The sequence below is a fragment of the Peptococcaceae bacterium 1198_IL3148 genome, from assembly GCA_036763105.1.
In the GTDB taxonomy this organism is placed as follows: Bacteria; Bacillota; Desulfotomaculia; order Desulfotomaculales; family Desulfohalotomaculaceae; genus JBAIYS01.
On sequence record JBAIYS010000017.1, the window covers coordinates 42722 to 54950 of the forward strand.

A 12229-nucleotide genomic window follows, 5' to 3' on the forward strand; every position below is an offset into this window, starting at 1 on the left:
CAATGAATTGAGCCCCTACATCCCTGCAACAACTATGAATATTTGAATTAAAAAAAGACTGGGGGAATTTTAAAATGGCACTGGTTACCGTTGCCGAATTACTGCAAAGGGCGGAAGAAGGCAAGTACGCTGTGGGCGCTTTTAACTGCAATAATATGGAGATTGTACAAGCAATTATCGCTGCTGCCGAAGCAGAACAGTCTCCGGTAATTATTCAAGCCAGCCAAGGGGCAATTAAGTATGCCGGTCTGGAGTGGATAGTGGGCATGGCCAAGTTGGCCGCCGAGCAAACCACTGTACCCGTTGCTTTGCACCTGGATCACGGCACCAGTTTTGAACAATGTGTGCAATGCATTAGAGCAGGCTTTAGCTCGGTAATGATTGATGGTTCTAAACATCCCTTGGAAGAAAACATTGCCCTAACCAACAAAGTTTTAGAAGTGGCCAGAGCGGTGGGCGTTTCAGTGGAAGCAGAATTGGGTAAAATAGGTGGTACCGAGGACGATATCACTGTGGATGAAAAGGATGCCATGTTCACCAGCCCAGAGGAAGCCAAGATATTTGTTGATCGCACCGGCGTAGATGCCCTGGCGGTGGCCATTGGCACCGCCCATGGTCAGTACAAGGGCGAACCCAAGCTGGATTTTGAGCGGTTGAAAAAAATCAAGAGTATGGTGGATGTGCCCATCGTGTTGCACGGTTCCTCCGGGGTACCGGATGAGGCCATTAAAAAGGCCATTTCTCTGGGGGTAAGAAAAGTAAACATTGATACCAACATTAGAGAGGCCATCACCTACACCATTAGACAGGTGTTGGCTGATAAACCAAATGAAATTGACCCCAGAAAGGTAATTGGGCCCGGTAGAGATAAGGCCATCGAAGTGATTCGGGAAAAAATAAGAGTTTTTGGTTCCAACGGCAAGGCGTAAGCTACACCCGGGCGCGATCTGTCATCGCGCCCCATTATACAAAGGGGGCTTTTAAATCACATGAAGCTGTTTTTGGATACTGCCAATATTGATGAAATTCGAGAAGCTTATCAGTTGGGGGTAATTTCGGGGGTGACCACCAACCCCTCATTAATTGCCAAGGAAGGTCGGGATTTTACCCAGGTGGTTAAAGAAATTACCGATATTGTGGATGGCCCCATCAGTGCCGAAGCGGTCAGCCTAGAGGCCGATCAGATGCTGGCCGAGGCCAGAGAACTGGCACAGATTCATACCAATATCGTGGTTAAACTACCAATGACAGCCAATGGACTAAAGGTAACCAAAGCCTGCCACCGAGAAGGAATTAAAACCAATGTTACGCTGGTTTTTTCTGCCAACCAGGCGCTGTTGGCGGCGTTAGCCGGGGCCACCTACGTCAGCCCCTTTGTGGGGCGGGTAGATGATACCGGCCACGATGGCATGGAACTAATTGCTGACATCATGAAGATATTTGAAAACTACAGCATTGAAACCGAAGTTATTGCCGCCAGCATCCGTCATCCCCTGCATGTGCTGCAAGCAGCCAAGATTGGCGCCGACATCGCCACCATCCCACCCCAGGTGCTAAAACAAATGATCAATCACCCCTTAACCGGTATTGGCATCGACAAGTTTTTAGCCGATTGGGCCAAGGTACCCCCGGCTAAGTAACCAAGTGGGGGTTAGATTGCCCGAAAAATCTAACCCCTGCATCTTCGATATAAAAAATATCACATAACAAGACATAGGTTTACATGGACAAATGATAAGTTAGGATGGTTTAAATTTATGGATGTAAATATTAATAATTTAGAAAACAAGACCATGGTGGAGCTGTATAAAATAGCCAAGGCCTTGGAAATTCCCTCTTATTACAAATTCCGCAAAAAAGAACTGGTTTTTGAAATTCTCAAAGCTAAAACAGAGCAAGAGGGCATCATTGAAGCCCAAGGGGTGCTAGAAAGAATGCCCGATGGCTACGGTTTTTTAAGACCCTTCAAATACCACCCCAGTAACGACGATATCTACGTTTCGGCATCCCAAATTCGAAAATTCGATCTACGCACCGGAGACCGGGTGACTGGCCAGGTGCGGCGGCCCAAAGACAACGAAAGATATTTTGCCTTATTGCGAGTGGAAAAGGTTAACGGTGATCCCCCAGAAACTTCACCAGAAAGACTACACTTTGATGGCTTAACTCCTCTTTACCCAGAAAAGAGATTTACCCTAGAGACCCAACCCCATAAAATTGGCACCCGAATTATCGACTTAATATCTCCCTTAGGCAAAGGACAGCGGGGCTTAATTGTGGCTCCCCCTAAGGCTGGTAAAACCTTTTTGCTAAAGGAAATTGCCAACAGCATTACCCAAAACCACCCGGAAGTGGAATTAATCGTGTTGTTAATTGACGAACGGCCGGAAGAAGTGACAGATATTGAGCGCTCCGTAAAAGGGGAAGTGGTCAGTTCCACCTTCGATGAGCCACCGGAAAACCATGTTAAAGTGGCCGATATGGTGCTGGAGCGGGCTAAACGGTTGGTTGAACACAAGCGGGATGTGGTGATTTTGATGGACAGTATCACCCGCTTGGCCCGGGCCCACAACCTGGTGGTGCCGCCCAGTGGCAGAACGCTGTCTGGTGGTGTCGACCCGGCATCACTACATCGGCCCAAAAGATTCTTTGGTGCAGCCCGCAATGTGGAAGAGGGCGGCAGCTTGACCATTTTGGCCACCGCACTGGTGGAGACCGGCAGCCGCATGGACGAAGTGATTTTTGAAGAGTTTAAAGGCACTGGCAATATGGAACTGGTATTGGATCGGCGTTTATCCGAGCGCAGACTGTTCCCGGCCATAGATGTACAGCGTTCCGGCACCCGACGGGAAGAAGCTTTGCTCACCAAGGACGAACTGGAATGGGTATGGGGCTTTAGACGGGCCTTCAGCAATGCCGCTTCTTGGGAAGCGTTGGAAAGTATAATGGAGCGGCTAAAAAACACCAAAACCAACAAAGAAATGGTTACCACCGTGATGGAACAACGGCGGCGGGCCAAAGCATTGGTGCCCAAACGTCCCCCCACCCGGGTAACCACCACCAACCAAGAATAGTATAAAATCACCTCATAATGGTAAAAATAGTAATGACTATTGCCATTTTGAGGTGAAAGAAATGCCAAGCAAATTAATTAAAAATTTGATATATGTTGTTACCATATTGCTGACAATTATAGTGTTGGCAGCGCCCACCTATGGTCAATTAACCGAAATGATTGACCAGGGGCAGCCCTATGGTGTTGACCGGGTGGATTACCAAATTGCACCGGAACCGGTGGTGGAAACCAAGGCCACCACAGTAAAACCAAACGCTGTGGAGCATTACCGAGTGGTTTCGGGCGATACCCTTTGGGGGTTGGCCAATAAATTTGGCATCTCGGTGGCCCAACTGGCGGCACTGAACGGTTTGGATGAAGGAAGCCAACTGTTTATGGGACAAGTTATTGACTTGCCCGGTACCAGCGTTAAGCACACTGTCAAAAGTGGCGATACGCTAATTGGCATCTGCAAGCAGTACCAAATTTCCATGTCCCAGTTGCTAAAGGCCAACAACATTACCAACCCAGACTTGGTGCAAGTGGGAAAAACCTTAACCATTCCTGGACAAAATGCGGCGGTACCAACGATGTCTGCCGGCACCAAAACTAATTTGCCGGTGTTGGCCATGAGTTGGCCGGTGCAGGGGCGGATATCCTCTGAATTTGGTATTCGGGGAGAAGAAGGTCGTCCCCACCAAGGGCTAGATATTGCCGCTAACCAAGGGGCGTTAATTAGCGCTCCCTGTAGTGGTGAAGTGGTATTTTCCGGCTACTATGGCACCTACGGTAACACAGTAATTATTGATCATGGTGACAACATGCGCACCCTCTATGCCCACTGCTCCACACTGTTGGTGAAAAATGGCCAATGGGTGCAGGCCGGGAACCCCATAGCCCGGGTGGGCAACACCGGACGTTCCAGTGGCCCCCACCTGCATTGGGAAGTAACCTATAAAGGAGTGCCCTTCGACCCAATGTTTTGCATCAATGCCACCAATCTACCAATCTAACCTAACAACAGAGGCAACGCAAGACAGGGGGACAGGTCCCCTGTCTTCTTCTCCGGAAGACAAGGGACCCGTCCCCTTGTCTTATCCTCTGTTTTGTTTTGGAGGTAAAATATAATGTATAAGTTGTTGTTTGCGGACCAGCATGGACAGTTTTATGATTATCAACTGCACGCCGTCGGGCGGGCTGGGGATCGTTTTGTAGAAATTATCGACGAAGATGTCATTCCGTTGCCCGCGGGCGCCGGCCTAGTGTTGGTGCCCGGCGGTCATCCCATTGGTATGACCAAGGGGGGAGAATTTAAACTGTTGCGGCAAGATCCCTACCAACAAGGGCCGGCCTATGCGGTGGGGGCCACATTGCCCCAGGGCTACACCAGAACGTTGCTGCCAGCCTACCAACGCCAGCAAGATCAACCATTGCCTCTGTTGGGCTACGCTGCGGTGGTGGCCAAAGGGGAGCAACTGTATGTGGCGGCCCAAAAAACCGATGAACTCACTAAATGGGACCCGGAACATTACAACACAGCGGACCTCCCCCAGTTAGTTGAAAAGAGACAAGCAGTGCACCCCCAAAACAGACTGTTAACTCACTTGGCCCACTGCGCGCTGTCATACCAATGCTTTACCGCCCAGAATATATTTTATCGCCGCTGGGAAGGGGGCTTGCCCACCTCGCCCACCTGCAATGCCGGCTGTTTAGGCTGTATCTCTAAACAGCCGGCAGAATGTTGTCCCTCTCCCCAGGGTCGGATAGAATTTCAGCCCACGCTGGAGGAACTGGTGCAGGTGGCAGCCTACCACTTGGAGCAGGCGCCGGAAGCCATTATCAGCTTTGGCCAAGGCTGCGAAGGGGAACCGTCTTTGGCGGTGGACATAATTGCCCCTGGCATTAAAGCGGTGCGGGCCCAAACAACCAAAGGCACCATTAACATCAATTCTAACGCCGGCTACACTGAGGGCCTGAAGAAAATTATCGATGCCGGCTTAGATTCCATCAGAGTAAGCACCATCAGTGCCAGTGAACAAATTTACAACGCCTACTATCAACCGAAAAACTATAGCCTAGCTAACGTCAAAGACAGTATAAAATATGCCAAAGCAAAAGATGTCTTTGTGTCATTAAACCTACTGACGCTGCCGGGCCTAAACGACCGGGTCAGTGAAACGGAAAGGTTAATAGCGTTCATCAAAGAAACTGGAGTAGACATGGTGCAAATCAGAAACCTAAACATCGACCCAGATTACCTGATGAACAAACTGCCCAAAACAAACGAAGAATTTCTAGGCATCCCGGCATTTATCGAGACGCTGAAAGAGGAGTTGCCCAACGTGCAAATCGGCAACTACAGCAAACCGATAAGGAGATAAGACAAATATATGCTTATCTGCAAAAGAATCTTTGCAGTTGTAGGTAAACTATGCTATAATACTCTAGTGTGTAAACTAACGCGTAAAACTGATAAACTATAGGGGTGAGTTTGGTGAAAAAAGATATCCATCCTCAGTACGCTGAGGCTAAAGTGACTTGCGTATGCGGCAATACCTTTACCACTGGTTCAACCAAAAAGGAACTGAAAGTGGACATTTGTTCCAACTGCCATCCTTTCTACACTGGTTCACAGCGGATGATTGATACCGGTGGTCGTGCAGACAAGTTCCGTAAAAAATACGGCTTAAAGTAGTTTTGAGCAGATAGCAGAGCGATATGCTCTGCTATTTTGATATAGACAACAAGCTATGCCAAAGGGCAGTTACTACAGGTTTGCTAACAGATGCCGTTTGGGAGGAAGGTGAACAAACAAATGCTAGATAAGCTTAGACAAATTGAACAAAAATACGAAGAATTGAGCAAGCTGATTTCAGATCCGGAGATAATTGCCGACAACCAACGTTGGCAGAAATACATGAAAAGCCACGCCGATTTGCAAGACGTGGTGGCAGCCTATCGGGAGTACCAAAAAGTGCTGACAGGCATTGATGACACCAAAGAAATGCTTAAAGACAAGAGCATTGATCCAGAACTCAAAGAAATGGCCGAAATGGAACTGGAAGAACTGACCGAAAAAGAGGCCACACTGCAAGAACAGTTAAAGATTTTGCTATTACCCAAAGACCCCAATGACGATAAAAACGTAATTATGGAAATCCGGGCCGGTACCGGTGGCGAAGAGGCAGCGTTGTTTGCGGCAGAATTATTCCGCATGTACAGCCGTTACGCCGAAAAGCGGGGCTGGAAGATAGACATCATGAACACCAACTATACCGGCATGGATGGCATCAAGGAAATTGTCTTTCTGTTAGAGGGTAAAGGGGCTTACAGCGCCCTGAAATTTGAAAGTGGTGGTCATCGGGTACAACGGGTGCCGGCCACCGAAAGTGGCGGCCGTATCCACACCTCCGCTGCCACCGTGGCAGTGATGCCCGAGGCCGAAGAGGTTGACATTGAAATTAACCCCAACGACGTCAGAGTAGACCTGTTCTGTGCCAGTGGCCCCGGGGGACAGTGTGTAAACACCACCCAGTCGGCGGTGCGACTGACCCACATCCCCACCGGTTTGGTGGTTTCTTGCCAGGATGAAAAATCCCAGCACAAAAACAAAGATAAAGCGATGAAGGTGTTGCGGGCCAGATTGCTGGAAAAGGCTCAGCAAGAACAGCATGAAGAAATTGCCGGTAACCGCAAAGCGCTGGTGGGCAGCGGTGACCGCAGCGAGCGCATTCGCACTTACAACTTCCCCCAAAACCGGGTAACTGACCATCGCATTAACTTAACCACCCACCGTTTGGGCGAAGTGCTGGAAGGTAACTTGGACGAATTTATCGAGGCGCTAACGCTGGCCGATCAAGCAGAACAATTAAAAAATGTAGAATAACTAACGGAGTGAAATAGATTAATGGACATCAAAACAGCCCTGGCGCAAGCCGGGGCTTTGTTGCAAAAAAATGACATTGAACAACCGCGCTTAGATGCCGAAGTATTGCTTTGCCATCTGTTAAACTGCCAGCGGGCCTATTTATATGCCCATGCCGATCAACAGCTAACGGAGGCTGAGGTGCAAAACTACCGGCATTTGTTGGACCGGCGGGTGGCGGGCCAACCGGTGGCCTACCTGGTGGGCAGCAAAGAATTCATGGGGCTGGATTTTGCCGTCACCCCTGACGTGCTGATCCCCAGGCCGGATACCGAATTGCTGGTGGAAACCGCCATCCAGTTAATAAACCAGGCGAAAAACCCCACTCCGATACTGGTGGATGTGGGCACCGGCAGCGGCGCCATTGCCGTCAGCACAGCCCACTTTTTACTCCAACTAAAGGTGGTGGCGGTGGATATATCCGCTGCCGCCCTGGCGGTGGCCCAAAAAAATGCCACCCGGCATCAGGTGGCCAGGCGAATAGAATTTGTGCAGGGCAACCTACTGGCTCCGGCTTTGCAAAAGCTGCTAACCAGCTCGGTGGACATCATCACTGCCAATTTACCCTATGTGCCCAGCCAGGACATTGCTGGCCTATCCCAAGAGGTGCGGCAAGAGCCCATTCTAGCCCTGGACGGCGGCCCCGACGGTTTAGACCTATACCGAATGCTAAAACCCCAAGCCCTACAACTGCTTAAACCCGGCGGCCACCTACTAATAGAGATTGGCCCCGGCCAAGGAGACACAGCTTTAAGCATCTTTAGCGGGCCGGAATGGGATTCGAAGTTGTATCATGATTTAGCAGATAGAGAACGGTTGGTGGTGGCGCAGAAGATTCTGCTATAAACAGTAAAGTTGTTTTTACAAAAACATATTGATGAAATATGGACACGCCAATAATTTTAAATAAACGTAAATGATGTAGGGGCTTGATTCATCAAGCCCGTTAAAGCAACGTTTGTTTAAGGTACCAAAAGGTTTTGCCATGGGCAAAGGTTGGGTTTATGCGGGCTCAATGAATTGAGCCCCTACAAAAGGCAGATTCGTAACTCACGCCCCCCATAGGGACTTAACTGCTCCGTAGCAGGTGAAGAAGCCAATGGCGGTGATGAGGACGCCGCTTAGGTTGGCCAATCTGGACCAACCGCTGTGGCTGATGATGTTGCTGGCCCCTTTGGATAATTTTAACAATATCAACCCCACTGCGATTAAAGAAACGGCACCGCCGATGCCAAAGGCGATCACCAAAACAATGCCACTGGCGATGGCGTTGGTGCTGATGCTCATCAACATGATGGCCAAAGCGCTGGGGCAAATCAACATGCCGCTGGTGACCCCTAAGCCAATTAGCGACAACCACTCCCCGGTATTACCCACCGCTGGCCGGTGGTGAACATGACGGCCATTGCAGCCACAACTGCAACCGGAAGTCCGACGCAACGCCATCCTTAAACCAATTAACGTAATCAGCAGGCCGGAAACGGCCTTTAACCATAGTTCCACCGTTTGATTATCCGCCAACCCCGTTTGGTTGGCGGCGGCGCCAATAACACCGTGGGCAGCCAAAGACATCACCACAATTACAGTGGTATGGGTGATGGCAGAGGTTAGGCCCAGCACCACCGCATGAATGGCTCGGCCCCGGGATAGGATTAAATAGGCACCCATAATGCTTTTACCGTGTCCTGGCTCCAACGCATGTAACGCACCGATGCCAAAGGCTGATATCAGCATGATCAGAAAATTCATAAACAACCTCCCGCAGAATGGTATGCTTATCCATATTTACATGGGAATAATTTTATGACTTATATTTTAATAGAGATTTTGTGATATACTACTGCCGTAGATAGGAGTGGCAGCAAATGAATCAACATACTAAATACTGGCAAATTAATAACATAGAGCATGATAACCCGGCAATTAAAGAAGCGGGCCAAGTACTGCGGCAGGGGGGCTTGGTGGCCTTTCCCACCGAAACGGTATACGGCTTAGGGGCCAATGCCCTGAATGGCCCGGCGGTAGAAGGGATATTTAAAGCCAAAGGCCGCCCGGCAGATAACCCGTTGATAGTACACATAGCCACCACCACCGCGGTGGCCCAGGTGGCCAACGTCAATAATCCCCAGGCAGAAAAACTGATGCAAGCCTTTTGGCCCGGCCCATTGACGCTGGTGTTGCCTAAAACTAATGTGTTGCCGGATGAAGTAACCGCCGGTTTAGACACTGTTGGTGTGCGGATGCCCAACCACCCGGTGGCGCTGGCGCTAATTGAGGCCGCCGGCGTACCCATTGCCGCCCCCAGCGCCAACCTGTCCGGCAGTCCCAGCCCCACCACCGCCCAGCATGTGCTGGATGACTTAACGGGGCGCATTGCCGGCGTGTTGGATGGCGGCCCGGCCAACCTGGGAGTGGAATCGACGGTTTTGGACGTCACCACCCAGGTGCCCACCATTTTGCGGCCCGGCGGCGTCACCGCCGAACAAATCAAAGCGGTATGCGGCGCTGTTTGCTATGATCCGGCTTTGGATCAGCAACCCAATCAAAATATCACCCCGCGCTCGCCGGGGGTTAAATATAAACACTATTCACCGCAGGCCCCAACAGTGCTACTGGAGGGTCGGCAGGATTTGATCTTGCAGCGGTTGCTGGAACTGTTCAAACAATACCGAGCCCAGGGTAAACAGGTGGGCATTCTCACCGGTGCTGAAAACGCCGATAAATTTCCCGGAGCCACAGTGTTGTCCTACGGCAAAGGTCGAGACCCAGCGGCAGCGGCGGCGGCTCTGTACGCATCATTGCGCCAGTTTGATCAGTTGGGGGTAGATGTTATTTTGGCCGAAGGCATTCCGGACACCGGTTTGGGCCGGGCAGTAATGGACAGATTAAGAAGAGCGGCTGGTGGCAACATCCAGCACCTATAGAATACACAACTAATATTGTTTGGAGGAGCTTTAATTGAGCTTAATCACGTTATTCCTCCTGGCTGTGGCTTTAGGTACAGATGCCATGTCGCTCTGTATTGGTTTAGGGATGTCAGGAGTAAAAAGGCGCCAAATTTGGTTGCTGACCATAAGCATCACCATTTTTCACATTTTAATGCCAATTATTGGTTATTACATCGGAGAACTGGTGGGCTCATATGTGGACCGGGCCGCCGCCATTGTGGGGGCGCTGATTCTCCTTTACTTAGGCGCCCGCATGATCAAAAACGGCCTCACCGGTAAAGGGGAGGATGATCAAAAGCAATTGCTGACCAATGCCGGCGGGGTAATGGTGCTATCCGGCAGCGTCAGCATGGACGCTTTGAGTGTCGGCTTTACCTTGGGCACCCAAGATGTTAACCTAATTCAAGCGGCGCTGGTAATGGGCGTTGTGGCCGGTGCCATGACCTATATTGGCCTCAATTTTGGCCGCTATGTGGGCAGTAAGTTGGGCGAAAAGGCCCAAATCATTGGCGGAATCATTTTAATTGGTATCGGCATTAAGCTGTTTTTATAATGACGATTGATGGGGGGGCGAGGTTTTACCCATGAAGATTTTGTTTGTCTGTACCGGCAATACCTGCCGCAGCAGTATGGCGGCTGGTTTGGCCAAAGACATAGTTAAAAAACGCAACCTAGAGCAAACAATAGAAATTATTTCGGCGGGCACCATGGCTTGGCCCGGCAGTCCGGCCACTGCGCAGGCGGTGCAAGCATTGGCGGAGAAAAATATCGACATTAACGATCACCAGGCCTCGATGTTGACCGATGAGTTAATTACCACCGCCGACCTCATTCTTACCATGACGGCAGGCCACCGCCAACAGGTATTACAAAAGGCACCGGAAACGGAGAAAAAGGTATATACCCTTTGTCAGTACGCCGAGGAGGAGGGAGATATACCGGACCCCTACGGACAACCGCTACCAGTATATCAAGCCTGTGCCGCCAGGTTAGAACAATTAATTACCAAAGCATTGGATAAAATAATAAATAATGCAGGAAAAAAATAGATAGCGTAGAAATAAGTAGGTTTTAATTCAAAATTCAAAATTGTTCTGAGGGGGTCTTTTCTAAATTGAAATTGGCTATTGGCAGTGATCATGCAGGATTTGAACTAAAGGCAGCGGTAATTGAATATCTAAACAAAGAATATCCTGCCATTGAAGTGATGGATAAAGGTACCTACTCCAACGATTCGGTGGATTACCCAGATTTGGGGTTGGCAGTGGCCGAAGCGGTGGCCAACGGTGAGGCGGAAAAGGGTATACTGATTTGTGGCACCGGCATTGGCATTAGCATTGCCGCCAACAAAGTGCCCGGCATTCGGGCGGCAAACTGCCACGACAAATACACCGCCCAAATGTGTCGCCAACACAACGATGCTAACATTATGGCCTTTGGTTCCAGAGTAATATCCAAGGAAACCGCCATGGAGATGGTTAAAACCTACCTGGAAACCGATTACGCCGGGGGCAGACACGCCTGTCGGGTGGAGAAAATTACAGAAATCGAGCAGAAGTATTGCCGTTAAATTGCAAGGGGCTATTGCAAAAAGCATTTTGGCAAAGGTTACAATTTATGCGGGCTCAATGAATTGAGCCCCTACAAAAGGCATTGCATGCAGTGATGGATGTATTTCATGGTTAATGTATATTCTTTTGCTATGTAAATAAGGTATATCTTTAAGAAACACCCGTGCTGTAGGGGCTTGATTCATCAAGCCACCCAAAGTAGCGTTTGTTTAAGGTACCAAAATGTTTTGCCATTGGCAAAGGTTACGATTTATGCGGGCTCAATGAATTGAGCCCCTACAAAAGGCATTGCATGCAGTGATGGATGTATTTCGTGGTTAATGTATATTCTTTTGCTATTTAAAAAGGTATATCTTTAAGAAACGCCCGTGCTGTAGGGGCTTGATTCATCAAGCCCACCAAAGTAGCGTTTATTTAAGGATCAAAATGTTTTGCCATTGGCAAAGGTTACAATTTATGCGGGCTCAATGAATTGAGCCCCTACAAAAGGCATTGCATGCAGTGATGGATGTATTTCATGGTTAATGTATATTCTTTTGCTATGTAAATAAGGTATATCTTTAAGAAACACCCGTGCTGTAGGGGCTTGATTCATCAAGCCACCCAAAGTAGCGTTTGTTTAAGGTACCAAAATGTTTTGCCATTGGCAAAGGTTACGATTTATGCGGGCTCAATGAATTGAGCCCCTACAAAAGGCATTGCATGCAGTGATGGATGTATTTCGTGGTTA

Annotated in this window: 13 protein-coding genes; 12 read left to right on the top strand and 1 reads right to left on the bottom strand. The window is 49.3% G+C overall.

Features of this window, described 5'->3' with window-relative positions; translation table 11 throughout:
• Positions 1-74: 74 nt before the first annotated feature.
• The 8 genes from V6C27_13590 to prmC all read left to right on the top strand — a co-directional run bounded on the left by V6C27_13590 (position 75) and on the right by prmC (position 7826).
• On the top strand, positions 75-929 hold the full coding sequence (locus V6C27_13590) for a class II fructose-1,6-bisphosphate aldolase (protein ID MEG6617440.1): 855 nt from the start codon (positions 75-77) through the stop codon (positions 927-929).
• A 60-nt stretch (positions 930-989) separates the two neighbouring features.
• Positions 990-1640 carry a fructose-6-phosphate aldolase gene (gene fsa, locus V6C27_13595; GenBank protein ID MEG6617441.1) on the top strand — a complete coding sequence of 217 codons (651 nt, stop codon included), beginning with the start codon at positions 990-992 and terminating at the stop codon, positions 1638-1640.
• Between the two features lie 117 nt (positions 1641-1757).
• Entirely contained in the window at positions 1758-3074 is a 1317-nt protein-coding gene (gene rho / locus V6C27_13600; protein ID MEG6617442.1) for a transcription termination factor Rho, read from the top strand.
• Positions 3075-3135: 61 nt separating this feature from the next.
• A complete protein-coding gene (locus V6C27_13605) occupies positions 3136-4068 on the top strand; it encodes a M23 family metallopeptidase (protein ID MEG6617443.1) in 933 nt (310 codons plus the stop codon).
• A gap of 114 nt (positions 4069-4182) precedes the next feature.
• Positions 4183-5436: a radical SAM protein gene (locus V6C27_13610; protein ID MEG6617444.1), complete on the top strand. Its 1254-nt coding sequence runs from the start codon at positions 4183-4185 to the stop codon at positions 5434-5436.
• Between the two features lie 113 nt (positions 5437-5549).
• Positions 5550-5750, top strand: a complete 201-nt coding sequence (gene rpmE / locus V6C27_13615) for a 50S ribosomal protein L31 (protein MEG6617445.1) — start codon at positions 5550-5552, stop codon at positions 5748-5750.
• 120 nt (positions 5751-5870) lie between these two features.
• A complete protein-coding gene (gene prfA, locus V6C27_13620) occupies positions 5871-6941 on the top strand; it encodes a peptide chain release factor 1 (GenBank protein MEG6617446.1) in 1071 nt (356 codons plus the stop codon).
• 21 nt (positions 6942-6962) lie between these two features.
• Entirely contained in the window at positions 6963-7826 is an 864-nt protein-coding gene (prmC, locus tag V6C27_13625; protein ID MEG6617447.1) for a peptide chain release factor N(5)-glutamine methyltransferase, read from the top strand.
• 204 nt (positions 7827-8030) lie between these two features.
• On the opposite strand, the gene V6C27_13630 is transcribed toward prmC, so the two are convergent.
• Positions 8031-8729: a sulfite exporter TauE/SafE family protein gene (locus tag V6C27_13630; GenBank protein MEG6617448.1), complete on the bottom strand. Its 699-nt coding sequence runs from the start codon at positions 8727-8729 to the stop codon at positions 8031-8033.
• A gap of 116 nt (positions 8730-8845) precedes the next feature.
• Here V6C27_13630 and V6C27_13635 point away from each other — a divergent pair, with 116 nt between their 5' ends.
• The 4 genes from V6C27_13635 (at position 8846) to rpiB (ending at position 11498) form a co-directional block, all read left to right on the top strand.
• Positions 8846-9904: an L-threonylcarbamoyladenylate synthase gene (locus V6C27_13635; protein ID MEG6617449.1), complete on the top strand. Its 1059-nt coding sequence runs from the start codon at positions 8846-8848 to the stop codon at positions 9902-9904.
• A 34-nt stretch (positions 9905-9938) separates the two neighbouring features.
• Positions 9939-10481: a manganese efflux pump MntP family protein gene (locus tag V6C27_13640; protein MEG6617450.1), complete on the top strand. Its 543-nt coding sequence runs from the start codon at positions 9939-9941 to the stop codon at positions 10479-10481.
• Between the two features lie 31 nt (positions 10482-10512).
• Complete coding sequence (locus V6C27_13645) at positions 10513-10977, top strand: low molecular weight protein arginine phosphatase (GenBank protein ID MEG6617451.1); 465 nt, start codon at positions 10513-10515, stop codon at positions 10975-10977.
• Positions 10978-11042: 65 nt separating this feature from the next.
• On the top strand, positions 11043-11498 hold the full coding sequence (rpiB, locus tag V6C27_13650) for a ribose 5-phosphate isomerase B (protein ID MEG6617452.1): 456 nt from the start codon (positions 11043-11045) through the stop codon (positions 11496-11498).
• The last annotated feature ends 731 nt before the right edge of the window (positions 11499-12229 follow it).

What these genes read in the sequence shown, in the direction of transcription:
- rho (MEG6617442.1), top strand. Translation starts at nt 1,758, where the DNA reads ATGGATGTAAATATTAATAATTTAGAAAACAAGACCATGGTGGAGCTG.
- V6C27_13590 (MEG6617440.1), top strand. Translation starts at nt 75, where the DNA reads ATGGCACTGGTTACCGTTGCCGAATTACTGCAAAGGGCGGAAGAAGGC.
- V6C27_13605 (MEG6617443.1), top strand. Translation starts at nt 3,136, where the DNA reads ATGCCAAGCAAATTAATTAAAAATTTGATATATGTTGTTACCATATTG.
- prfA (MEG6617446.1), top strand. Translation starts at nt 5,871, where the DNA reads ATGCTAGATAAGCTTAGACAAATTGAACAAAAATACGAAGAATTGAGC.
- V6C27_13645 (MEG6617451.1), top strand. Translation starts at nt 10,513, where the DNA reads ATGAAGATTTTGTTTGTCTGTACCGGCAATACCTGCCGCAGCAGTATG.
- prmC (MEG6617447.1), top strand. Translation starts at nt 6,963, where the DNA reads ATGGACATCAAAACAGCCCTGGCGCAAGCCGGGGCTTTGTTGCAAAAA.
- V6C27_13635 (MEG6617449.1), top strand. Translation starts at nt 8,846, where the DNA reads ATGAATCAACATACTAAATACTGGCAAATTAATAACATAGAGCATGAT.
- V6C27_13630 (MEG6617448.1), bottom strand. Translation starts at nt 8,729, where the DNA reads ATGAATTTTCTGATCATGCTGATATCAGCCTTTGGCATCGGTGCGTTA.
- fsa (MEG6617441.1), top strand. Translation starts at nt 990, where the DNA reads ATGAAGCTGTTTTTGGATACTGCCAATATTGATGAAATTCGAGAAGCT.
- V6C27_13610 (MEG6617444.1), top strand. Translation starts at nt 4,183, where the DNA reads ATGTATAAGTTGTTGTTTGCGGACCAGCATGGACAGTTTTATGATTAT.